Origin of the sequence: Nocardioides sp. Soil796 (genome assembly GCF_001429525.1) — a bacterium.
Classification (GTDB): domain Bacteria; phylum Actinomycetota; class Actinomycetes; order Propionibacteriales; family Nocardioidaceae; genus Nocardioides.
In genome coordinates this window covers 163,719-187,401 of record NZ_LMSQ01000021.1, presented here as the reverse complement: position 1 = coordinate 187,401, position 23,683 = coordinate 163,719, and the positions used below count along the sequence as shown (strand labels likewise).

Sequence of the window (23,683 nt, the reverse complement as noted above, 5' to 3'; positions counted from 1 at the left end):
GAGACATCAACTGTCACCGATGTCCAGATGCAGAATCGTCACCGATGTCCTGAGACATCACAGTTGACGTAGACGAAGCCATTGTCTTCGTCGACGTGCACGACGTAGAGGTCGTGCACGAGCTCGTTGAAACTGGAGAAGTCCCCCCAGCGCACCGGGACGGCTTCTCGGGAGACCCACCAGGCCACCCTGTCCTTGTTGTTGATGCCGATGCGCGTGGTGAGAAGCCGGTCCTCGAACAGGTCGTAGATCTTCTCGGGCGTCCAGCCAAGGTTCCCGTTCGCCTGGTAGGTGACGGTGCTCATCTTGGGGTGGACGCTGCGCATAGCTACTTCTGACGGCAGGGATCCAAACGCCTTCTCGAAGTCAGTGCGTGCCTTCTCCCGGGAAACGCCGTGCTCGGTCAGGTCACGGATGACCTGGTTCCAGTCCGCGTCCTCTCCATACAGCTTGCGCAGCCGCTCGTCGATGCCGGCTACCTGCAGCGGCACGAAGGCCGATGCGTCGCCGAGTGTCTCGTTTCCGGTCCGGGTGAACCGGCCGATGAACTGCAGCGTCACCGCAAGGCTCTTCTGGGGGTCGTGGACCGCTGCGACCTTGAGTGCGGGCAGGTCGAAGCCTTCACCGAGCATGTTCACGCATACGACGATCTTGCTGTCCCGGCTGAACAGCGCATCACGTCGCTTCTGACGCGTTGACGGAGCTAACCCCGTGTCGATGCGCACCGGTTTGAGGTCTGGTGCCAGCTCTTCGTAGATCTTGATGACTTCCTTGGCCCGTTCGACGCTCCTGACTCGGGCCATCATGAGGTGGTCGCGGCCAGCGGCGAGGTCTGCCCGCAGCCGCTTGGTGGCTGCGGTCGCGACGGCTCGGTCTGGGTCCACGAAGTCCACGACTGAGTGGTACTGGATGGGCGCGAAGTACTGGTGCTGCTGGGCGAGGCGGAGCGGGTAGGCGTAAGCAACCCGGCCGCCCATGTGCCGCCCGTCCTCGCGATAAGGGGTGGCTGTGAACTGGACAACTTCCTTGCCCGCGAAGGCCTCCACGACGTTTCGCCAGGTGGGCGCCGCTCCGTGGTGCGCCTCGTCGACGAACAGCCGGTCGCTGACGTCGGTGATCACCTTGCGGACAGGCGCTGTGCAGGTGGCCAGGACCTGCGCAGTTGCGATCACCACCCCGACGCCGGCGAGGATCTTTCGTGCCGCGTCAGTCGTCGCCGGCGCGCTCTTGAGGACCAACACGACAGGACAGAGGAAGTCGCCGACGAGTGCCCCTACTTCGGGGACGATTCCGAGCGTTGCGAACTTCTTCGCGGTCTGCGTACGGAGCGCGTCGGTCGGGACGATGACGAGTGTGCGGGCTGGCGTATGGGCGTAAGTGGCGAGCATGGTCTCGGTCTTGCCGGTACCGGTCGGCATGACGACGGTGATGGGCTCAGGGTCTTCGGTGGAGCGGTAGGCAAGGATCGCGTGGAGCGCTCCGAGCTGCGGAGTCCGCAGACCCTTTGCCGTCTCCGACTCGGCGGCGAATACGAATGAGCCTGCGAGTGCTTCGTGGGCGAGGTCGGCCTGTTCTGGTCTGGCGCGGTGGGCACCCGGTCCCCTTTGGAGCCACCAAAGCTCGTTTCCGTCGAGCTCGTCGATTGCGATGACCGGTCCGCCGGCGTCCTGGAGGCCGGGGATGACAGGCGCTTCGTCGTCCGTGCCTCCGGGCTCGGGCGCGACGGCGTCGTCGGTATCTCGCACGGGAATCAGGGCTTTGTTCGCCTCGACCTCGTCGCCACTACCTTCTGCCTGAGGTGTCATCGCGTTTCCGTTCAGCGGACGTTGAGAGTCTTCGCAGCGTACTTAGGTCCTCCGACGTTTCAGATTGAACGAAGCACGTCTCGACGGACGTGTCTCTGCGTCCTAAATGCACGTCGGCGTGTCCCATGCAGCCGTCGTGGTCCACTCGGGCCCGAACCGCGCTCCCCGCGCCCTGCCTGATGGCCGTGGCGTCCGTGTAGTCGCTGTTGTCGTGGGCCTTTCGCTAGCCGGTCTTCGCGGTGACGCCTTGGGCATATTGGCCGACTCTGTCGAAAGCCACGACCCACGCCGTGGCCACGAGGGTGCTGGGCGCCACGATGCGTGGGGTCGGATCACAGCAGCGTTTTCACCATCGCAGTCGCGATTCTTGGCGCCGCGATGGCCGCTTGAGATCGCATCTCGTGACTTTCTTGACGCCTTCAAACGCCCGGATATGTTGCGATGAGTGCGTCATTCCGCCGCCTCACCCCTAGCGGCATTCGAACCGGATACGCGTCAGTTGACTTGTATCGACGCGCACCACGAACAGGGCTCGGGGCTAGTCACGAGCACTCATGGTCGCGCATCGCCCGGACCAACGCGGTCTTACTCATGAGGTGCTGCAGCCCGATCCCCCAATGGATCCGGCAGCCACACCAGAGGCTGTGCCAACCATCGTCATGTCCACCTCGCTGATAGATCTCGACGATGCCGGCCGGACTATCTGGGCCTTGGGACCACTGAACCTTGTGTGCGTAAAAGTAGGCCTGTTTGACCGACTCTGCGGCGATCTTGGAGGTCCGGCCGTCATAGTCGACGCTCTTGACGGAGAACCCCGTGAGGCTCGGATACAGGGTGTAGAGCTTCAATTCCCGGACCTCCACTCGCTTGTGACGTGGGATCATTATCCGCGACGCCAGCCCGGCTACTCGGAAGCCCGGCGCTCGGCGTCTTCACGTCGCCAATCTTGGATGAACTTGCCGACAGCGTTGTCGTTGACGTCCCAGAGCCCCCATCGCCCCTGCACGACGGTGTGTGCCACCTGAGCGGCAGTGGACATCGCGCGGCCAAGCGTCTCGTCATCCACGCCTGGGAGGAGGACTTCTCGCATCGTTGGGTCTTTCAGCACGCGGGCCCAAGTGGGCTCGGAGCGCGTCGAGTAGTAGTGGCCGAACGAAGGGTAATAGTGGTGGTCATCGAAACGCTCGGACGGCAGGTCGGACATGACCACGAGCGCCGCAAGAGCGTCGAACGCACATAGGGAGTCCAGGACCGGGTCGATCGGGGCGATGTCGGCGCCCGGAGTTGCGTCGTACCTCTCATCGTCAGGAGCGTAGGGACGTAGACCGGGCAGCCGGTGCGCGACGCGGCGAGCGAGTGGAATGAGCGCGCCCTGCTCCGGCTGCCCGCTCGCCGTTGTCGGGAAGATGTTCGCGCGTGCCGCCTCGGTGAGGCCGTGACGGAGCCAGGACGCGTACCAAGTGTCCGGTGCCGGCTGGAGGGCGAGTGCACGCACCGCACTCCATTCCTTCATGACGACGGCGAGTCCTCCAAGTGCGACGACGTGCGCCAAGACGTCAAGCCACACGAACTGCGGCCGCACTGGCTTCGCGTCACTCACTGGATACGAAACGATGGCCGAAGCCTCGTAGATGTTGGCGAGCGCCTCGGTCACTTCGACTGCAAGGTTGGTGTGTCCGAGCGTCAGAGCGATCGCGCCGAGCGAGACGAGCCGATCGAGAATGGTGTTGAATTCGTCGCGGTCTCCTCGGTTCACTCCGGAACGCAGCTCGGCCGGCGTTCGAACCAGGAAGAGTCGGATTGGCACCAGGTCGTCGCGGCGAAGCAGTTCGACGACCGCTCCGTCGAATGAGGCTTGGTCGAGTTGCCAGACCAGCGACTGGACAGGACCTGAGGCGATCGACTGTCCCTGAGCACCCGATTGGATTGCGGCCACCATGGCAGCGAACTCAGCGCGATGTGACTCGCGGAGGGCATTGTCACGAGGACCGAGGAGCGCCTGGACGTCAACCTCTGCCCATCGCTCACTCGACGTGCCGTGGCGAACGAAGACGTCACCAGGCCGCAGGAGGACCTTCTGACGACCGCCTGGCTTCGTGTACTCGCCGAGCGCCTTAACAACGGTGAAGCCCAAGGGGTGACTTGGGATGAAGACCAGCACGACGTGCTTGCCATCGATCGTGTGCCGGGCGGCGATCAAACTTGTCGGGTGGAGGAACTTCTCGAGCTTCTGTCGGAGGTTCGCTTCGTCGAACTTGGCCGCGAGTGCCTCGTCGAGACCGATTACCTCACCCTCGTCATTCACACCGACCACCAAGTACCCGCCGCACGACCGAAGGGCCGCTACATCTTTGGCGAACTCCACCAGTGCAGAGTGTTCGTCCAAGTCGACGACTTGCTTGAAGTCGAGACTCGGCATCTCACAACCCGCAGCCAGAACGGATGCCAGCTTCTCGGCCGTCACGACCGGTTCGACCACAATCGCGTCGTCGTTCATGACAGCAGGTTAGGGCCTGTGTGTACTTGGCGAGCGGAACATCGAGCTGAAGCGCTTCGGGCATTCCTGCGCGGGTCGAGGCCCCGATCGATTCTCTCCGACCGCAGGCTTCAAGACCTGCGTCAATTCGCCGCCATAGAACACCCCCGCGGCTACCGAAGCAGGCAACAGAAGATCCGCTGTAGCGACCGCTCAGGAGAGCCGCCGATTCGCTTCGTACAGAAGGTAGAACTCGTTCGCCTTGGGACCCGCCTGTCCTTCCCGCTTGGCCCGCAATGCTTCCAGCGCCACGGTCGCTGCACCACCAGCAGTGCTGGCGATGAGCCCGGCAGCGAGAGCGTCGAGCGAGGTCGAACTTCCCACCGCGAGGTAGGTGCCCGTCGTCCACGCGCCGAAGTCGCGAATGTTCTGCACATCCAGCGAACGGGCTATCTCCCGAACCAGCCCGTGGTCTGCCAGTTCGTCCTCAAGGCCCAGCAGCACGGGCTTCACAGTCTCGATCCACAGTTGCTCGACCTCGAAGTCGAGGTCTTCACCTACGACCTGCGGCATCTCCTTAGAGAACCGCGAGACCGCGCCTCGATACCGGGCCAACGGCAGCGCCAACTCCCTCCGCATATCGAGCAGTTCGTCCATTTTCGCAGTAGGGAAAGCTGGTAGCCGCTCGGCAAACCCCGCGCCGAGGGCTGCCTGCGCCGCGAGGCGCAACCCCTGGGGGTTGGAAGCGATCAGTCCCTCTTCCAGCATCGACTGAATAAGCCCGCCCGCCTGCTTGTCGAACAGTAAGCGGGTCTTCTTGTCGGTTAGCCGCGTCACGAGCGCGTCGATCCAGTTCCATATCTGCACGTCGCCGCCATCGGTGGGGTCAAGGTCGGTCGGTCGCAACGTCGAAGTGGGTGAGACGCCGAGTTCGGCAACCTTGATCGCGCCGCTCTTGATGGCCGTCACCAGTTCGGTTGCGCCTTGTTCGTCCAACACGTTTGCCATGTCCTGCTGCATGCGGTGCCCGTGCTCGGTGGCTGCCTCGCGCAGTTCGCGCAACGTGTCTGCACCCTCGATGCCCATGGCTTCCAAGGCCTCCGGCGGCATCGCGAGACCGGCCGCCAGCGTCTCGCGCCAGTTGGGCGGCAGCGTGTTCCCCGACCCGCCCCGAGTGGCCAGGTAGTTGATCGTGTCGTCGTCCAGTGAGGCGAGCAGCCCGTACTCGCCCAATTCCCCCGCGTCGATGACCTGACGCAGTTCGTCGAACATGGACACCCCGAGGCTCACCAACTCGACCTCGTCGGCGTACAGCAGCGCCGCTTTCGTCAACTCGGTGTCTTGATCGAGCGGGCGGCGATCGGTCGCACTGCTCTGCGGCGACGTCGCGATCGCGACCTTGATCGGCGATTCACTCAAAGTGTCCAGCGTGCGCTTGCGCTCTCGGCGCGGCTCGCGATGCCTGCGGTCCTTCCCCATACGGGTCAGTATGACTAGGACCTCCGACAACCGCAGGACGTTGAGCATTCCCGACCTCGCCCGAGGCCAGGCTCATGACTGCTGGATACTGGGGCCAGTTCCGGTCGCTTTGGGCCCGACCAGTGATTTCTGGCTGTCATGAACCCGATTCCCGCCCATGTAAAGGCAGCTCCCGAATAGTCTCGCTTGCATGGACGCTTCGACAGTCAACATCGGCCTCACAGCAGCCGTTGGGGTGGCTGGCATCCTGAGCACGCATCTGTTGGCTCGCGCCCAGAGCAGGGCAGAATCGACACGCACTGCAAACGAGCGCCGCTCCCGATACCGATTCGCCGAGCACGAAGTCCGGATCCAGTTGTACGCAGACTATGTATCGGAACTCAGAACCCTTTCGGTAACAGGCAGGATGCGTGCCACGCTTGCTTCGAGTTACCTGCGAATGCAGAAGGCCGCGCCGCTGGTAGCTGACATGCGCGAGGGAGCCGAAGACGCAGGCAGACCTGGGGAAGAGCGCGCGGAACTTGGGCGATTCGCCGAAGCCATCGAGCGCGATCCCGGTCTCGCTGATCGAATCGCCCGACGGGATGGGTGGGACAAACACCTACCTCCTGCTGTGGAGGCTGTTCCGGTTGTCCGTCGTCTGACCGAACTTCACGCACGCATAACAGTCGTCTGTGGCTCCGCCATGAGCCAGGCAGCCACGAAGGCTCACGCATCCGGTATGGCCCTCGTGTTCCGGCTTGAAGCAGCGGAACTGGGCTACTTCGATGAGGAAGTCAACTTCGAAGAGTTGGACGACGCAATCTTCGAACTGGTTAGCGCTGCGATCTACGAACTCCGGCTGAGGCCGTACGGCGAGAAACTAGATCTGGATGAACTCAAGAAGCAGGCCGTGCGCGACTTCGAGGGTAGTACGGCGCAGCCCGACCAGGCAGAATCTGGAACGAAGTAGCACCCTGTTTCATAACTGAAACCGGCCACATCGTCCCCCGACGCTCGAAGTCATTTCAATGGACTCGATCCCCCGCGGCGAAGATGTCGTGCACGCGGGGGGCCAAGCCATCGCAAGCGCGATCTCGGCAGAACTCGCGCATTAGGACATCTCCCTCGGATGCCGCGGCTACCTGCCCGTCGCGCGCATGGGTGGAACTGCCGGCTCGTACTGCCAGGGATGCCAGCAGAAGTACTTGGGCATCATCGCTTGCTGAAACCGATCTAGGCCCGCCAGCGTGTCGGCGACCATGGTGCAAGGACGCCGCACAAACGGGACGCAGGCCGTCCTCAGCTGTTACCAGCATCGCGGGTCTTGATCAACGCCGACAAACGCGTCTTACCACCGCGTACTTCGCATCTGGATGGCTTGGTCGGTGTGTGAGCGGCGCCCGGTCACTGGCCTCGCCGGACGTCCGTGGACTGCATGTGTCACGCTGACTCGGTGCCTGAACCGCCTCCGCTGACAAATCACGGCAAGACGATGACCTCGGTGTTTTCGCTCCTCGGACGAAACGAGAATGACCTGACCGCGGCGCTCGGGTGGACCTTGCGCAGTAGTCCCAAATTCCTCGCTGCGCTGACCGGCGCTCTAAGCCCTGCACCGCAAGCCAGAACCACCAGGATCGACCTCGAGGTTTCCGATCAATTGGGCCGAACCGACCTTGAACTACATGGAGCCGACCACGCGATAGTCATCGAGGCCAAACGAGGGTGGTTGCTCCCGACCGTCACCCAACTTGAGACATACGCCTCGCGCTGCGGTAGCGCGCCGATTGCGCACCTCGTAACTCTCTCGGACTGCTCGCCGGACTGGGCGCAGATGCACCTGCCCGCCATCGTTGGCGAGGTCAAGGTGACGCACCTACCGTGGAGTGTCGTTGGGGAGCGTTTGGCCAGTGCGCGCCGGACATCTGCGGGACACGAACGTCTGTGGCTCGATCAGCTGGACATCTACTTGAAGGAGGCGCTGCGTGTGGTCGAGGTCAACAATGCCGAGGCGTATTGCGTGGTGATCAGCAACGACCGACCGGGCGGAGGCGGACCGCACACCTACCGGGAGATCGTCGAGCAGGGCTACTACTACTACCCGTACGGGTGGGGACGCGGCTGGCCGGCAATTCCGCCGAACTTCCTAGCATTCCGGTGGGAAGGCTACGTACAACGCGTGCATCGCGTTCTGGACTACGAGGTCATTCCGTCACTCCAGGATCGTTGGCCTGACATCCCGGTACTTTCGGAATCCTCGGGTGACAGGGCTCGAAGCGACGTGACCGACCGACCGCATGTTTTGTGCCGTCTCGGACCGGCGCTTCGAATGGATCCGCTTCCAACTGGCATCAACTACCGAGCCAATCGCTTGTGGGTGCTTCTGGACCAGTTGTATACCGCGCCGACTCTTCAGGCTGCCCAGCGCGAGTCACAAGTGCTCCGTGGCGACGCTGTCGCGGACGAGTCCGCCTCCATTTGAATCAGGTCTGCCTCGACGGCGGTGCGTCTTTCTGCCGCGAATGTGCAGCACTCGGCGCGTGCCGCGTGCACGAGCCAGTGCGTCAGAAGAACCTGCGCAGGTGCTCACGGAGCGCAGGGTCGCAGACGTAGACGTAGGTGCCCAACATCCCGCGGGTCAGGAGCACCGCGTAGATGTTGCGCACGAACTTGAGTATGTCCTCGTCGCTGTATGTCACACCCAGAAGTCGGTTGTTCGTCGTACCGCGTGGATCCTTGTAGTTGGCTCGGTCGAAGGTGGTGCGACTGCGTGCGGCGTCGTACCGCAGGTCAGGTCCAATGATCACCCCGGCGTAGTTGAGGTCATAGCCCTGAATGGTGTGGATCGAGCCGACCTCATTGACGGAGTTCGACGAACTGACCCAGTCAACATCCGTGGAGTTCCAACGGAGCCGCTGGCCGTCCAGCTCGATGTCATATGCCTCCGGGTTCCGCTTCGTTGCCCAGGACCACGCGAACCCGGCGACCAGCCTGGCCAAGCCCGCCTCCTGCTCGCGCAGATCCAAGGCATCTCGCATATCCCCGAGGTGATCGAAGAACCGCAGGTCATAGCCCGGGAAGGTCTCGCGTTGGAAGACGCTCCCGCTGAGAACACCGCGGACATAGCGCACATAGTCCTGACCTGCCTGCACACGCATCTGAGAATGCAACCGGTAGTGCCGATCCTCGTGTCTCGCCGTCGCCACAAGGGCTCCCAAGGTCTCTTCCGAGAGGTCGGCCGGCCTGATGGCCTGCGCACCATCGACCAGGTAGATCTGATGGCGGCTGACCCGATTGATCCAGTCGACCTGGGTGTACTTGGGGTCATCGTCACCGAAGAGGGCCCGGTTGTGGTCGCTGAACATGCGGTTTAGTGGGCCTGCGGCTTGAGCAGCTCGCTGGTTCAGTCGGTGCGCTTCGTCAACGATCAGCAAGTCGAACTCCGAACCACCCGACACCACCTGGAATGGACTGAGTACCTGCTTCGGACTCAACCCCGGCGTCTTGCGAAACACCCTCTTGACCGACAGCCGCAGTGACTGCTGCGGCACGACCAAGCCCACCTTGAAGTCCTGGAGCAGCTCTCGGTAGCCCTTGACGAAGAACTCTGACAACACGGAGTCACCTTCGGGAACGGTGTCCGGATCTGCCGCCTGGATGTCTGCGAGCAACTTCATCAGGTAGATCGCGACCACAGTCTTGCCAGTCCCCGGATCCCCCTGAATGACAATGCGACTGGACGTGTCGTTCGACAGATCATCGAAGAGTCCGTCGAGGATCCCTTCCACCACGGCCGTCTGGTCAACAGACAGAGCCTTGAAGGGAGACAGCTTGAAGAGGTCCGAGTTCTCGATCTCGGAGATGCTCCGAGTGAAGACACCTCTTCTCCGCAACTCCTCGAAGATCTCGGCGAACGTCCGCTGATAGGTGTCACGGTCAAAGTAGTCGGCGCGAGTGATCCCCTCGTTGCGGTTCAACACCTCGTACTGTCCGTCGCCTGCGAGAAGGCGGATGAGATACGACTCCAAGTCCAGACAGGCCGACTTGTTGAACCTCTCCCCGATCACAACGCGAGCGCCTTGGAGCCGGTGCACCCTCTTGGCTGGCGAATCAAGGTGATTGCGCAGCCGCCCGGCCGCATTGATCGACTCCCCGACGTAGATCTTTCCCTGCGCGTCCAGGGTGTAGACGACCGGCCAGTTGTTGAGTTTGGGCTCGAGTGCAGCCTGCGTCGCCAAGGACTTCGCGTCGAACGCGAACTCCTCAATCCGGAAGGCGGTCATACTTCTCGCTGCTCCCCCGAGCCGTCTCGACTGGATACTTCGACCGCGTCTTGTCCAACTTGTCGAGCACGATCTGGTCTACGTCGAGATCGAGCTTGGTCGCGAGCAGATGGCAATAGGTCAGTACGTCGGCGAGTTCATCTCGGACTCGATCGCCTTCATGTTCGCTGCTCCACTGGAAGCACTCCAAGAGTTCCGCAGCCTCGATGACGACGCTCTTGGCAAGGTTCTCAGGCGAGTGAAACTGGTCCCAGTCTCGTTCGGCGACGAACTCTCGTAGCGCTTCTCGAACACGGCTGTCACTCATGCGTGCACTGTATAGGCGCGGGTTCTCCCGCGCAGCGGACTCGGACGTGCAACAGTCAAGTCTGCATCGAAGCGAGCAAGGAGACACCATGATCCGCACAATTGCAGTGCTGGCGACGACCTGCCTGGCCCTGACCTCATGCGGAGACGACTCGTCGAACAAATCGGACGATGACCCGACAAACACCGAGAGCTCTGGCGCAACCGATCCAGGCAAGATGGACTCGGACTCGGCGAACTCGGGCAAAACCAAGCGTGCGGCGCGCGAGGTCGTCGAGAGCTACGAGGAGACCTTCTACAGCGGTGATTTCACGGCCACGTGTGCGCTTCTGACACCTGCGTACCAGAAGGCCACGATCAAGGATGCAGAGGAATTCAGCGACAAGCCGCCGGAGGACTGCGAGGCGGCGATGAAGATCGGGGCCGAGTTCGCGAAGAGCTTCGGATATGACCCCACTTCCGCGAAGATCACAGAGATCAAGATCAAGGGTGACAGAGCAACGGTCCTGGAACTCAACGAGGAACCGTTCGAAGACACGTTGTACTCGCTCACGTGGGACGGGTCGCAGTGGCTCGTCGCTGACGACAAGAGCGTCACCATCAACTGACGGGAGATTCCGCAACAGTCACATGGATGCGCCGCTCTCAACGATGCTCGTAGCCAGCCGAATCAGCTCGGGAGCACCCGCGCCGTAGACGCCCCAGCCGTGCAGGAGCGCGGTCCACTCCTGAGGGATGGCACTCGATCCCCAGCGCGCTCCCAACAGCCCGCCGGCGATGGCGGCGACCGTGTCGGTGTCGTTCCCGATGCCGATCGCCGTGGCCAGTGCGTCCTGCAGATGCCGGTTGGGCATCTCGTCAGCCACGGGCGTCCGTGTGATGGAAGACCACGCCGCCTGCATCGCACCGACCACCCAGCCGTTGGTCACAAACGTGCCGGGCTCGGAGGTCTCAGCCACGGCGAGCACGTCGGCCCAGTAGGCAGCGTTCGGCAGGTGCGGCAGCACGTCGTCGGCCTTGGGGAACTCACCCGTCAGGACCGAGTGCCGGATCATCAGGCACCACAAAGCTGCACCCTCACCGGCAAGCGGGTCGTGATGGGTCAGGGCCGAGACCTTCATCGCAGCATCGACCAGCTCGGCCGCCGGCTTGTCCAAGTAGGCCAACGCCACCGGCGCGGTTCGCATCAGCGAACCGTTGCCGGCCGACTTGCCCGTCTGATCGTGGACCGCATGGGCTGCTGCGGTCATCTGCTCCGCGGTCGCGTCGCGTCCGGCCTGGCGCAGGACCGCCGAGGTCTGAATGCCGACGTCGGGCGGCCCCTCGGCGTACCACCGCGCGAAGCCGGAGGCGACGAGGCCGAGGCCTTCGGTCGAGGTCAAGTCGACGCCGGTTGCCGCCGCAAGTGCGATCGCCATTGCCTGCGCCGTGTCGTCGGTCCACTCCCCCGGCGCGAAGTTGCCCAGCCCACCGCCGATCATCGCCGGCCACCCGTCGTACGGCGCGCTGCCGAACTCGTAACCGGCACCCAGGGCGTCACCGGTCGCTGTCCCCAGCAGCACGCCGCACGCGCGGTCCAACTGCTCATTCGTCAGGTTCATGCGGTCAGCCTGCCATCACGGGTGTGGTCTCGACGGACGCCCTCGTTCCCTTCGATACACCCGCTCCTCCCTCGCGGGCACTCAGGACATCGCCTCGGGCTGCTCGACCACCGGGTTACTCATGCCTCGGGGTGCTCGACCACCAGGTGGGTCGCACGTCGCCAGCGTGGTCACGCGAGGAAACTGAACCGCACGTCTCGCTCGGTGTTGTCGACGTTGAGGTCGACCAGACAGATGCTCTGCCACGTCCCGAGCGCCAGCTGCCCGCCCAGCACCGGCACCGTCGCGTATGGCGGGATCAGCGCCGGCATCACGTGCGAGCGGCCGTGGCCGCGGCTGCCGTGCCGGTGCTTCCACCGGTCGTCGGCAGGGAGCAGGTCGGCCAGTGCGGCCAGCAGGTCCTCGTCACTGCCGGCACCGGTCTCGAGGATCGCCAACCCTGCTGTGGCATGAGGCACGAACAGGTTCAGCAGCCCGTCACCGCGCCCAGCGACGAAGTCGGCGCAGTCGCCGGTCAGGTCGAGCACGACCTCACGGTCGCCGGTGACGTAGGTCCGGGTCTGGGTATGCATGTCTTGATGGTTGCAGGTGGTCTCGACGGANGATACACCCGCTCGTCCCTCGCGGGCACTCAGGACATCGCCTCGGGCTGCTCGACCACCGAAGAAGGTCTGCTCGACCACCAAAGAAAGCCCGCTGCTCGAGTACCCGGGCCGATGACTTCCGCGCCTACGGCTGGTCTGTACGGGTGTCATCAGACACTCAAGGAGGAGTGATGGGCAAGGTTGCATGGGGATTCACCTGCTCGATCGACGGGTTCATCGCGGGGCCGGGCCACGACATGTCTTGGCTGTCCGCCTCTGAGCCCCATGCGGAGGGAACCACCCAGGCGATGGCCTCGAAGGTGGCCGTCATCATCGCCGGCCGTGAGGGGTACGACGCGGCGAAGGCACAGGCCGACGAACGTGACGAGATGACCGCCGAGGCGTACGGCGGTGCGTGGTCCGGGACCGAGTTCATCCTCACCCACCGACCGGAAGAACTCGCGGACGACCCGTCCGTCATCGCACTGAACTGCTCCATCACCGAGGCGATCGCACGTGCCCAGGAGATAGCCGGCAACAGGGACGTCCAGATCATCAGCGCCGACATCGCCAGGCAGGCGCTCGAGCACGATCTCATCGACGAACTGCAGGTCTATGTCGCGCCCGTCTTCCTCGGCGACGGGGTCAGGATCTTCGACGTGCCTGGCGGACGCCGCGTCGACTGGGAGCTCGTGGAGATCGACGAAGCGAACCGACGCAGCTTCGGTCGGACCTACCAGCCCAAGCGGTGACCCTGCGTGGCGGAGTGGTCTCGACGGGNGATACACCCGCTCGTCCCTCGCGGGCACTCAGGACATCGCCTCGGGCTGCTCGACCACCGAAGGTGGCAAAAGTGCGTGACTTGGCTTGGGGCGGCCTGCAAGAGTTGGGGCCATGAGCGACGCCGCGAGCATCGACGTGACCTCACTGCCCGCCCGGTACGACGACGTCCGGGCCCACACCGAAAGACTCGCGGCCCCACTCTCGCCGGAGGACCAGACGGTCCAGTCGATGCCCGACACCTCGCCGACCAAGTGGCACCGGGCCCACGTAACCTGGTTCTTCGAGACCTTCGTGCTCGCCGACAACGAGCCGCGTTTCGCGTCGTACCAGGACACCTACTGGTTCCTCTTCAACAGCTACTACGAAGCCGTCGGACCGCGCTGGTCCCGGCCGATGCGTGGTGTGATCAGCCGGCCGGGTGCCCACGACGTCGGCCTCTATCGCGGCAACGTCGACGACCGGATGCGCGACCTGATGGCCACCCTCGACGAGGGCACGCTGACCAAGCTGGCGCCGACGATCGAGCTCGGCTTCCACCACGAGCAGCAGCACCAGGAGCTGTTGCTGATGGACATCAAGCACGTCCTCTCGCTCAACCCGCTCGATCCGTCGTACGCCGGCAACCCGAGCAGCGGCGGCGTCTCGGGCACGCTCGGGTGGCGCGACTTCGACGGTGGGTTGGTCGAGATCGGCCATGAGACGGGCCTGGACGGAGGCTTCTGCTTCGACAACGAGCTCCCCCGCCACCAGCAGTGGCTCGAGCCCTACCGCCTCGCCGACCGGCTCGTCACCAACGACGAGTGGCTGGCCTTCATGGCCGACGGTGGCTACCGACGGCCCGAGCTGTGGCTCAGCGACGGCTGGGCTCGGGTGCAGGCCGAGGAGTGGGCGGCTCCGGCGTACTGGTCCGAGCGCGACGGCGTGTGGTTCGAGCACACGCTCACCGGCACCCGGCCGGTCGACCCCGAGCTGCCGGCCTGCCACGTGAGCCACTACGAGGCCGACGCCTACGCGACCTGGGCCGGCAAGCGGCTGCCCACCGAGGCGGAGTGGGAGCACGCCGCCCGACTGCAGGAGCTGGCCGGTGCCGACAAAACTGCCAACCTCGCCGACACCCAGTCGTGGCATCCCCGTGCCGCTGGAGAACCGGTCGACGGGCTGCGCCAGCTCTTCGGCGACTGCTGGGAGTGGACCTCGTCGGCGTACCTGCCCTTCCCCGGCTTCCACCCCACGGCCGGCGCCCTCGGCGAATACAACGGCAAGTTCATGTCCGGCCAGATGGTGCTGCGCGGCGGCTGCGCGCTGACGCCACCCGGTCACGCGCGAGCGTCGTACCGCAACTTCTTCCCACCAGGTGCGCGCTGGCCGCTGACCGGCGTACGCCTCGCCGACGGCGGCGCGCCGCGGGAGCCGCGACGGTGACCTGGACCAGCGCGGTGGCCTGTCGGCACCGCGGCGCCCTCGGTCATGCCCAGACCGTCGCGACCTGGGCCGCACACCCCGACTGTGAGGGAGCCGCCCAGCTCGACGGCTGGCAGGTGGGCATCGACGCGGCCACGGCCGACGAGCGTACGGCGGTCATCGAGGCGTTGGCCCCCATCCGCAAGGCAGGACTTCCACTGTCCAGCGCACTGGTGCGCCTGGTCACCCGCAACGACGTGCCGCCCTGCTCGGTGCTGCTCGCCGACGGCGAGCAACTCGCCGCGCTCGCCTGGGGCCGGGGGCTGGCACTGCTCGAGCTGGGTAACTGGGAGTACGCCGTGGGCTCGCCGGCCGACGACGACCAGGCCTGGTCGCCCTTGTCGGTCGGCACCGTCGTCGACCTCGACCAGTGCGGCCCCACCCGCTTCACACTCCCCTGTCCACATGCGAACACCTGAGGAGGCACCGTGACCCTCGACGAGCTGCTCACCCCGGCCGACCTGCGCGCCGCGCTCGAGGCCGACGCCCGCACCGGCCTGACCGCGACACCGAAGTGGCTACCGCCGAAGTACTTCTACGACGACCGCGGCAGCCGGCTCTTCGAGGAGATCACCCGGCTCCCTGAGTACTACCCGACCCGCACCGAACACTCGATCCTGGTCGAGCACGCCGAAGAGATCGCCTCGGTGGCTGATGCGGAGGCGCTCCTCGAGCTGGGCTCGGGGTCGAGCGAGAAGACCCGGATGCTGCTCGATGCGATGGCGCGTGGCGGACGGTTGTCGGCGTACGTGCCGGTGGATGTCAGTGCCGGCGCACTGCGCGACGCCATGGACGGGCTGCGCCGCGACTACCCCGACCTGGTGCTGCACGGCGCGGTCGCCGACTTCGACCACCACCTCGACCAGCTGCCCGCCCCCGGACGCCGTCTGGTCGCCCTGCTCGGCGGGACCCTCGGCAACTACCCGCCCGGTCAGCGCCAGACCTTCCTCTCGTCACTCGCCGCGGCGATGCGCCCGGGCGAGGCGTTCCTGCTCGGGGTCGACCTGGTCAAGGACGCCGACCGGCTGGTGGCGGCGTACGACGACTCGGCGGGCGTCACCGCGGAGTTCAACCGCAACGTGATCGCCGTGCTCAACCGCGAGCTCGATGGCGACCTCGACCCGGACGACTTCGAGCACGTCGCGCTGTGGGACCCGCAGAACGAGTGGATCGAGATGCGCCTGCGGGCGCGCCGTCCGATCGTCGCGCAGCTCGCAGCCCTCGACCTGAAGGTGACCTTCGACGCCGGGGAAGAGATCCGCACCGAGATCTCGGCGAAGTTCCGCCGGTCGCTGCTCGAGCCCGAGCTCACCGCCGCCGGGCTGCACCCCGAGCGCTGGTGGAGCGATCCTGCCGGCGACTTCGCCTTGGTGCTTGCTCGTCGTTGAGGTCGCTGCTGGGCTCGGGCAGGGCCTCATCGATCAGTTGGCCTCGAATCACGAGTCCGGATGCCGAGCGAGCCGACGCCTTCGTGCCCGCAGGACTTCGGCCACGACGATGCCTGACGACACCACGATCAAGGTGAGGGCCGACCAGGCCAGGCCCTCCAGCCCGGCGAGATCGCACTCCCCGTCGAAGCCGGGGTCGCTGCACTGGGTCGCCTCGAAGTGCGCGGCCCCCATCATGAATGCCAGACAGATCGCGAGCAGGAGTCCCGTCGCATAGGCCGACACGCGCACCCATGGCGACACCTGCGTCGTCACCTGCGGGGCGGGCGATCGGCCGTCGCGCATCGGATCAGGGCGCCGGACCTCGAAGGTCGGGGTGAGCACCCACAGGGCGACGAGACCGAGTGCCACCTCGAACAGGAACAGCTCGCCCTCGGTGCCGTGCCAGATGAATCGGAACCCTTCGAGGGTGAAGGTGAGTACGACGAGGGCCGCATCGATGACGGCCAGGGCCGCACCGAACGTACGACGTGACGCGGTGTGCCTGCAGGCCACCCAGAGTGCGACGACGGCGAGGACCGCGGCCACTGCGCCCAGCGGCATGATCCACCGCTCGGAGCCGAACCCGGACACGTCGTCGAGCTGGACGAACCCGCCCAAGGCCAGCACAGCCAGGCTGGCGACCAACATCGCCAGGGACAGCACGGTCGACCTGCGCTGCTCACCCATCGCCACTCCCCCCGCCATTCGCAGACCGGCACGCACCCAGGTCTGCGGCAAGTGTGAGGCTTGCGCCGAGTCGCCGTACGGGCTTCGGCGAAATCAGACGCCGGCCCACGGACGACTGTCGGTGCCTCCGGCCAGAATGTTCTGCAGAAGACCTGTGAATTGGGGCTTGTGCCTCTTTTCGAGCAGGCGTACACTGATCTCAAGCTCGATCGAATACACCGACACTGACCGGTCGGGCCCGACTCCTCACCGAGGAGTCCCCGGACTCTCCGGGACCTGTGTGCCGGGCTCCGCTCGCTTCCTCGAGCTGGCAGCGCTTCTCCCTTCTGGAGTACGCCGATCGCGGCGGGGACTCGAAGGCATCCGTTGAACTGTCGACCCTCCCCTGGGGTCTGCCGGTCGAGAGGAGCCGAGGCCATGACCAGCACGCCGTCCCACGCCGATGACGCTCGGCCCGACACCGATGGGCTGCGCGACCTCGTCGAACGGATCGCCCGCACCAAGCCCCCTGCAACCGACGTCGAGCTGATCGACCAGATCGACGCACTCGAGCGCACGAAGTCGGCGGCCGCAGCCCTGCAGGCCACTCTCACCGCCGAGCTCGCCAAGGCGCGCACGACCAAGACGGGCCGACCCTCGGCGTCGGTGCCCAACGAGGTCGCCGCGGCCCGCCGCGAGTCGCCCCATGTCGGCCAGCGCCTGACCAAGCTGGGGCTCGCACTCGCCCACGACCTGCCCTGCACCCACCTGGCCCTGGCCTGCGGCGACCTCAACGAGCGACGCGCGATGATCATCGCCGAAGAGACCGCCCACCTGACCCGCGAAGACCGGTTGAAGGCCGACGCCGAGATCACGCTCGATCTCGAGGGCAAGGGCGACAAGGCGCTGACCATGGACATCCGCCGCATCGTGCTGAAGCTCGACGAGAGCGCAGCCCTGAAGCGCCGCGCCAAGGCCTGGGGCAATCGCCGCATCGTCGGTCGCGACCTGGGCGACGGCACCGCCCGCGTCACCGCGATTGTCGCGGACACGATGCTCCCGGCCATCATGGGCTCCCTCGACAAGGCCGCCGCGTCCGTTCGCGCGGCAGGCGACGAGCGCACGTGCTCGCAGATCACCGCCGATCTCGCTGCCGCCCGACTGGCCGGCTTGGACTCCGACACCAAGCAGCCACCGGTCGCGGTCCAGCTCCTGGTCTCGGCCGAGACGCTGCTCGGTGGCGACAGCACCCCCGGGCACCTGCCCGGTCACGGCCCCGTCCCGGCCTCCGTCGCGCGCCAGATGGTGGCCGCGTCCGATGAGCAGCGCTCAACCCTGCGGCGCGTGTTCGCGATGCCCGACGGGTCGTTGATGTCGCTCGAGTCCGCCCAACGGCTCTTCCCGCCCGACCTGCGCGACTTCATCAAGCTGCGCGACGACATCTGCCGCAATCCCTACTGCAATGCGCCCGTGCGCCACATCGACCATCCCGTCCCGGTCTCCCGAGGTGGCGAGACGAGCGTCGACAACGGTCAAGGGCTGTGCGAGTGGTGCAACTACACCAAGGAGCAGCCCGGTTGGGAGCATCAACCGGGGCCACCCGACCGACCACACGAGGTCACCGTCACCACTCCCACCGGCCATCGACACGTCAGTCGAGAGCCCGGAGCCCCCATGCCACCACCGCGGGCCGCCTGAACGTGGAGTGGGCTACTCGCACCCGACTCCGTCTCCGTCGCGGTCGAGGTGCGAGCCGTAGCCGGAGTCTCCCCTGCGCACCGGTGCCACACCAGCAGCCCGAGCCGCGTCACAGTTCTTGAAGTAGGTGCTCGTGAAGCTCTTCACCGCTGGCAACACGCCGGGGTCGGTGATGTCGTGGTCGACGCGGGTGGATGCCGCCCAACGGTCCTCCGGCAGCGCTTGGTCAGGGCAGGTCGCGAGGATCCTGACCACCGCGGCCTTCTCGGGCGCGGTCACCCACAACCGGTACTTCGTCTTCACCGCGACCTGCCGGGCGACGTACTCACACCGGAACGGCTTGTTCGGCGGCAGCCAGGTCGCGGCGTCGCCGTCACCCTTCTGCCGGTTGGCACTCGCGTCGGCCGGCAGCAGGTTGAGCGGGTCGTTGGCGAAGGCCGCGCGCTTCTTGATGTCCCACCGGAAGGCGCCGGTGGCCCACGAGTTGCCGAGGGCGACCACGTGGTCGATGTCGATCAGGGTGCCGTCGCCATGTCGGTAGTCGATGGTGCTGCCGGTGTACGGGTCGTCGTACTCGCCCGTGGCGACCACGCACCCGTTGGACTCCCGGACGACGGCCGCGAGCTGCTCGGCGAGCACGTCGTTGCGGGTGTCGCAGCCGTTTCGATCGGCATCGAGCCACGCCTGTCCGTACCGCGCGCGGTCGTAGCCGGTCATCGGCGCCCGCCCCTTCACTGCGAGCAGGGGCAGAGCAGCGACGGCCGTGTCGTTGGCCGAGGTCCGTTCAGCGTCGGTGGCCGTGACCGTGTCTGACGACGACGATTCGCTCATCGCGGGCTCGGCCGGGGTGGCCAGCGTGCTGGTGTCAGGACCTTCGGCGCCGCTGGGTGCACACGCCGACAGCACCAGGGCAGCGACGAGCACTCCCCCTACACACCGCACGTGACTCCCCCTCGGTTCAACCCCACGCCCAAGGATGCCCGCCGTACGTCCGCGCCGGTGGCGAATCGACCCAAAACCCGGCGGCAGGGGCCGGATTCTGCGAGCATTCGGCTCACTCGGCGAAGAACGTGGAAGGGGGAGCCGATGAGCCTTCACAGCAGCCTGATCGCGCAAGGCAGGTGGTACTACACCGTCACCGTCGCGACCGCTGGGATCGGAGCCTGGATCCCCTTCGTGCATGCATCGTCACGACTGAACGAGCCCGGGCTGCGCCGCAATGCCGTGGCGTACGGCGCGGGCGCACTCGTGCTCCTGGGCCTGAGCGCGGTGACCCCGACCGACGCCAACGGTGACCCGCAGGGCACCTTCGGCGGAGTCCTCTCGACCGTGATGGCCATCCTGGCGATCGTGATGATCGTGATGGCCTGCCTGCAGCTGCGGGCACCGCGACAAGCCGTCTACCCCGCCCCCTACCACCCACACCAGGGCTTCGTGGATCCGGCGGTGGGCAACGCCCTGGCGGCGCGCAACCGCCGCGACGAGGCGCGCCGGCTGGTCGCCTCCGATCCGTCGCTGGCCCGGGAGCTGATCATCGGTCGCCCCGACTACAAGCGGACCTACCACGACGGCGGACTGATCGACCTGAACAACGCTCCCCGGGGAACCCTGACCTCGTTCCTCGGCATCACCGACGAGGCCGCCGGACGCATCGTCGCCCAGCGCGAGCTGCTGTCGCGTGGATTCTCGAGCATCGAGGAGGCCATCGTGTTCAGCGACCAGACCGGAGCCGACGCCGACATCCTGCGCGACCGAGGCGTGCTGCTCCCTCGTTGATGCCGGCCCGCGTAGCATGCGCGGAATGGGGCGCAGCAGACGGCTTGAAGCAACGCAGACATCCGTCCCGAGCCAGCGGGAGGAGCAGAAGGCGCTCACCCGGGCACGGCTCATCGACGCGGCCGTCGCGGTCTTCCTCGCCAAGGGGTACGCCACCACGACCATCGATGACATCGTCACGAAGGCTGGCGTCTCCCGGGCGACGTTCTACCTGCACTTCGCCTCGAAGCTGGATCTGGTCGACGCGATCAGGGAGCCCATCCTGCAGGACACCAGCGAGCTGTGGGAGTTGCTTCCGGGCGCCGTGGCCCGCGGCCGGACCGGGATGTCGGACTGGTTGGACGTGGCGCTGGACCACTGGGAGACCTTCGCCCCGGCGTTCTCGGCCATCCAGCAGGCCGATCAGATCGAGGCGAACCTTCCCGCAGATCTCGCGACGCTTCGAGGCGATGCCGTGCGCAGCATCGTCCAAGGGCTCGGGTCCCGGTCACGCCTGAGCGAGTGCGAACAGCAGGTGCGAGCCCGGGCGGCGTGGGGGCTGCTCCACGACCTATTCGACCACTATGCGGCCGAGGGGTGGGCGCACGGGCGAGCGACCGTGCACGAGGCCCTTCTCGATGCCTGGGTCGCCCTGCTGACCTGAGCGAGCCAGTTGGCTAGGTGGCGCGTCGGATCGACGCCACGTGGAGGGTGACCCGGGTCACGTTGCGCCGCGAGGCTGGGACGCATGACCTACAACTTCGACATCGAGCTGCAGCCCTGGGTCTCGATGCTCCCCACCCTGGACGTCTCGGACCCGGTCGCCGCGCGGGCGATGCTCGTGCAGATGAGTGCCAGCATCCCGCCGTTCGAGGCTCCCGAGGGGATCACCATCACGAGCGGAGAGGCTCCCGGCCCCGACGGGGAGCCCGACGTGCCGGTGTTGATCTTCTCCCCCAACGACCAGGAGACGGACCGGCCGGTGGTGGTCTACGCGCACGGCGGCGGCTTCGTCACCGGCAGCGCCGACGGCGACCTTGCCCTTCCTGCGCAGATGGCAGCGGAGGCGGGCGCGGTCGTGATTTCGGTCAACTACCGGCTGGCCCCCGAGACTCCGTTCCCCGGTCCGGTGGAGGACTGCTACGCCGTCCTGCTCTGGGTGGAGAAGAACAGCGAGTCCCTGGGCATCGACCCCGCGCGGATCGCCGTGGCCGGGGTCAGCGCCGGTGCGTGCTTCGCGGCCGCGATGACCCTGATGGCACGGGACCGCAACGGTCCTGAGATCTGCTTCCAGATGCTCGACATCCCGGTCCTCGACGACCGCTGCAGCACGCCGTCGATGCTCGCCTACCCGGACGCCCCGATCTGGACCGTGAAGAGCGCTCGCGACAGCTGGCGGCACTACCTCGGCCCCGACGCCAGCGGTGACGTTCCGGCGTACGCCGCCCCCGCCCGGGCGCACGACCTCACCGGCCTGCCGCCGGCGTACGTCGTGGTCTCGGAGTACGACCCACTGCGCGACGAGGGCATCGACTACGCACGACGGCTCCTGGGAGCCGGCGTGCCCACCGAGCTCCACCTGTTCCCGGGGACCTTCCACGGCTCGGGTGGCGCGATTCCGGCCGCCGCCGTCTCCCAGCGGATGCGTGCCGAGGCACTGACCGCACTGAAGAAGGGCCTCCAGTCGTGAATGAACTCGTCACCGGGCACTACAAGGTGGTCGTGATCGGCGCCGGCTTCGGCGGGATGTACGCCCTGCACCGGCTGCGCAGCGAGGGCACCGAGACGATCTGCTTCGAGGCCGGCGGTGGCGTCGGCGGCACCTGGTACTGGAACCGCTACCCGGGTGCCCGCGTCGACATCGAGAGCATGCAGTACTCCTACAGCTTCGACGAGGAGCTCCAGCAGGAGTGGAGCTGGCCGGAGAACTTCTCCGCCCAGCCCGACATCGAGAGGTACGCCAACCACGTGGCCGACCGCTTCGGTCTGCGGGAGGACATCGTCTTCGACGCCCGGGTCAACTCGATGCGGTTCGACGAAGGGGCAAACATCTGGCACCTGACCACGGAGCGCGGTGACGAGGTGACGGCGCACTACGTCATCTCCGCGACCGGCAGCCTCGACGCCACCAACGTCCCTGGCTTCCCGGGACTGGACTCGTTCGAGGGCGACTGGCACCACACGTCGCAGTGGCCGAAGGAGGGCGTGTCGTTCGACGGCCTGCGGGTCGGCGTGATCGGCACCGGCTCCTCCGGGGTCCAGGCCATCCCCGAGATCGCCAAGACGGCCAGCCACCTCCACGTCTTCCAGCGGACCCCGGCGTTCACGATGCCCAACAACAACCAGCCGCTGGATCCGGACTACGAGCGCGAATGGAAGGACACCTACGCGGAACGGCGCGAGGCGATGCGCACCGACCAGGGCCTCAGCATGTTTCCTCCGAAGTACGGCGCCATCCTCGACATGGAGCCCGCTGTCCGCGAGGCGATCATGGAGGACCTGTACGCGTCCCGATCGGGGTTCAACCTGCTCGTGGCCTTCAACGACACCATGGTGAACGCGGAGGCGAACGAGCTCCTGGCGGAGTTCATGCGCAACAAGATCCGCTCGATCGTCACCGACCCCGTGGTCGCCGAGAAGCTCTGCCCTCGCTACGCGATCGGCACCAAGCGGGTGTGTCTCGACAGCGGCTACCACGCGACGTACAACCGCGAGAACGTGACGCTCGTCGACGTACGCGAGTCGCCGATCGAGGAGATCACCCCGCGTGGCGTCCGCACCGCCGACGGCGAGTACGAGCTCGACATCCTCGTCCTGGCGACGGGTTTCGACGCGGTGAGTGGCTCGCTGACCCGGCTCAACGTCACCGGCGTCGACGGCCTGGACCTGCGCGACAAGTGGAAGGACGGGGCGACCAACTACCTCGGCATGTTCGTCGCCGGATTCCCGAACCTCTTCATGATCCACGGGCCCGGCAGCCCCGGCGTCCTGGCGCAGATGATCGCCGGGGCCGAGTGGCAGGTGCAGTACGTGCTCGACGTCATCCACGACCTGGACACGCGACGCGTCCAGCGGATCGACACCACCGCGGAGTGGGAGAACAAGTGGGACGCCGAGGTGCAGACCGCCGCGTCGTACACGCTGTTCGGCGGCACCGACTCCTGGTACAAGGGCGCCAACATCGAGGGGAAGCCGAAGTCCTTCATGGTGTACGTCGGCGGGTACGACAACTACTCACGCCGTTGCCGGGAGCAGGTCGAAGCCGACTACGAGGGATTCGTCCTCAGTCCCTGATGGACACCCCTTGCGAACTCAGTAGACACGGTGTCTACTGGGCACCCTGGACTCGTGAGAGAGCGCGGTGCCCGTATGCAAGG

Annotated in this window: 22 protein-coding genes; 12 read left to right on the top strand and 10 right to left on the bottom strand. The window is 66.0% G+C overall.

The window, feature by feature from the left end; translation table 11 throughout:
- Positions 1-38 precede the first annotated feature (38 nt).
- The 4 genes from ASH02_RS23805 to ASH02_RS23790 form a co-directional block, all read right to left on the bottom strand.
- The gene (locus ASH02_RS23805; RefSeq protein WP_082621000.1) at positions 39-1,805 is read right to left on the bottom strand and encodes a DEAD/DEAH box helicase; all 1,767 of its coding nucleotides are present in this window, start codon (positions 1,803-1,805) and stop codon (positions 39-41) included.
- Positions 1,806-2,347: 542 nt separating this feature from the next.
- On the bottom strand, positions 2,348-2,653 hold the full coding sequence (locus ASH02_RS23800) for a hypothetical protein (protein WP_156409863.1): 306 nt from the start codon (positions 2,651-2,653) through the stop codon (positions 2,348-2,350).
- A gap of 56 nt (positions 2,654-2,709) precedes the next feature.
- The gene (locus ASH02_RS23795; RefSeq protein ID WP_082620999.1) at positions 2,710-4,302 is read right to left on the bottom strand and encodes an AlbA family DNA-binding domain-containing protein; all 1,593 of its coding nucleotides are present in this window, start codon (positions 4,300-4,302) and stop codon (positions 2,710-2,712) included.
- 192 nt (positions 4,303-4,494) lie between these two features.
- Positions 4,495-5,760 (bottom strand): hypothetical protein, encoded by a 1,266-nt coding sequence (locus ASH02_RS23790; protein WP_156409861.1) that lies wholly within the window; start codon positions 5,758-5,760, stop codon positions 4,495-4,497.
- A 190-nt stretch (positions 5,761-5,950) separates the two neighbouring features.
- On the opposite strand from ASH02_RS23790, the gene ASH02_RS26300 reads away from it, so the two are divergent.
- Positions 5,951-6,712, top strand: a complete 762-nt coding sequence (locus tag ASH02_RS26300; RefSeq protein WP_156409859.1) for a hypothetical protein — start codon at positions 5,951-5,953, stop codon at positions 6,710-6,712.
- Positions 6,713-7,195: 483 nt separating this feature from the next.
- Entirely contained in the window at positions 7,196-8,221 is a 1,026-nt protein-coding gene (locus ASH02_RS23780) for a hypothetical protein (RefSeq protein WP_156409857.1), read from the top strand.
- A gap of 82 nt (positions 8,222-8,303) precedes the next feature.
- Here ASH02_RS23780 and ASH02_RS23775 read toward each other — a convergent pair whose 3' ends face one another.
- Positions 8,304-10,022, bottom strand: coding sequence for a DUF2075 domain-containing protein (locus ASH02_RS23775; RefSeq protein WP_057295572.1), 1,719 nt, complete (start codon positions 10,020-10,022; stop codon positions 8,304-8,306).
- Positions 10,003-10,329, bottom strand: coding sequence for a nucleotide pyrophosphohydrolase (locus ASH02_RS23770; RefSeq protein WP_057295571.1), 327 nt, complete (start codon positions 10,327-10,329; stop codon positions 10,003-10,005). The genes ASH02_RS23775 and ASH02_RS23770 overlap by 20 nt, the downstream gene beginning before the upstream one ends.
- A gap of 88 nt (positions 10,330-10,417) precedes the next feature.
- Here ASH02_RS23770 and ASH02_RS23765 point away from each other — a divergent pair, with 88 nt between their 5' ends.
- Complete coding sequence (locus ASH02_RS23765; protein WP_156409855.1) at positions 10,418-10,936, top strand: hypothetical protein; 519 nt, start codon at positions 10,418-10,420, stop codon at positions 10,934-10,936.
- 18 nt (positions 10,937-10,954) lie between these two features.
- Here the strand turns inward: ASH02_RS23765 and ASH02_RS23760 are convergent, their stop codons facing one another.
- Entirely contained in the window at positions 10,955-11,929 is a 975-nt protein-coding gene (locus ASH02_RS23760) for an ADP-ribosylglycohydrolase family protein (RefSeq protein ID WP_057295569.1), read from the bottom strand.
- Between the two features lie 170 nt (positions 11,930-12,099).
- Complete coding sequence (locus ASH02_RS23755; protein WP_057295568.1) at positions 12,100-12,501, bottom strand: YjbQ family protein; 402 nt, start codon at positions 12,499-12,501, stop codon at positions 12,100-12,102.
- A 203-nt stretch (positions 12,502-12,704) separates the two neighbouring features.
- On the opposite strand from ASH02_RS23755, the gene ASH02_RS23750 reads away from it, so the two are divergent.
- From ASH02_RS23750 to egtD, 4 genes are all read left to right on the top strand, one after another.
- On the top strand, positions 12,705-13,265 hold the full coding sequence (locus ASH02_RS23750; RefSeq protein ID WP_057295567.1) for a dihydrofolate reductase family protein: 561 nt from the start codon (positions 12,705-12,707) through the stop codon (positions 13,263-13,265).
- Positions 13,266-13,407: 142 nt separating this feature from the next.
- Positions 13,408-14,718 carry an ergothioneine biosynthesis protein EgtB gene (egtB, locus tag ASH02_RS23745; RefSeq protein WP_057295566.1) on the top strand — a complete coding sequence of 437 codons (1,311 nt, stop codon included), beginning with the start codon at positions 13,408-13,410 and terminating at the stop codon, positions 14,716-14,718.
- Positions 14,715-15,176: a hypothetical protein gene (locus ASH02_RS23740; protein ID WP_057295565.1), complete on the top strand. Its 462-nt coding sequence runs from the start codon at positions 14,715-14,717 to the stop codon at positions 15,174-15,176. Before egtB ends, ASH02_RS23740 begins: the two co-directional genes overlap by 4 nt.
- Positions 15,177-15,185: 9 nt before the next feature.
- Positions 15,186-16,145, top strand: coding sequence for an L-histidine N(alpha)-methyltransferase (gene egtD, locus ASH02_RS23735; RefSeq protein ID WP_057295564.1), 960 nt, complete (start codon positions 15,186-15,188; stop codon positions 16,143-16,145).
- A gap of 48 nt (positions 16,146-16,193) precedes the next feature.
- Here the strand turns inward: egtD and ASH02_RS23730 are convergent, their stop codons facing one another.
- Positions 16,194-16,874 (bottom strand): hypothetical protein, encoded by a 681-nt coding sequence (locus ASH02_RS23730; RefSeq protein ID WP_057295563.1) that lies wholly within the window; start codon positions 16,872-16,874, stop codon positions 16,194-16,196.
- Positions 16,875-17,291: 417 nt separating this feature from the next.
- Here ASH02_RS23730 and ASH02_RS23725 point away from each other — a divergent pair, with 417 nt between their 5' ends.
- Complete coding sequence (locus tag ASH02_RS23725; protein WP_057295562.1) at positions 17,292-18,551, top strand: HNH endonuclease; 1,260 nt, start codon at positions 17,292-17,294, stop codon at positions 18,549-18,551.
- A 12-nt stretch (positions 18,552-18,563) separates the two neighbouring features.
- On the opposite strand, the gene ASH02_RS23720 is transcribed toward ASH02_RS23725, so the two are convergent.
- Entirely contained in the window at positions 18,564-19,475 is a 912-nt protein-coding gene (locus ASH02_RS23720; protein WP_235539110.1) for an excalibur calcium-binding domain-containing protein, read from the bottom strand.
- Between the two features lie 162 nt (positions 19,476-19,637).
- Between ASH02_RS23720 and ASH02_RS23715 the strand changes: the two genes are divergently transcribed.
- The 4 genes from ASH02_RS23715 to ASH02_RS23700 all read left to right on the top strand — a co-directional run bounded on the left by ASH02_RS23715 (position 19,638) and on the right by ASH02_RS23700 (position 23,600).
- The gene (locus ASH02_RS23715; RefSeq protein ID WP_057295560.1) at positions 19,638-20,327 is read left to right on the top strand and encodes a hypothetical protein; all 690 of its coding nucleotides are present in this window, start codon (positions 19,638-19,640) and stop codon (positions 20,325-20,327) included.
- A 25-nt stretch (positions 20,328-20,352) separates the two neighbouring features.
- Positions 20,353-20,970, top strand: a complete 618-nt coding sequence (locus ASH02_RS23710; RefSeq protein WP_057295559.1) for a TetR/AcrR family transcriptional regulator — start codon at positions 20,353-20,355, stop codon at positions 20,968-20,970.
- Positions 20,971-21,054: 84 nt separating this feature from the next.
- Positions 21,055-21,996 carry an alpha/beta hydrolase gene (locus tag ASH02_RS23705; protein WP_057295558.1) on the top strand — a complete coding sequence of 314 codons (942 nt, stop codon included), beginning with the start codon at positions 21,055-21,057 and terminating at the stop codon, positions 21,994-21,996.
- Entirely contained in the window at positions 21,993-23,600 is a 1,608-nt protein-coding gene (locus ASH02_RS23700) for a flavin-containing monooxygenase (protein ID WP_057295557.1), read from the top strand. The genes ASH02_RS23705 and ASH02_RS23700 overlap by 4 nt, the downstream gene beginning before the upstream one ends.
- Positions 23,601-23,683: the final 83 nt, after the last annotated feature.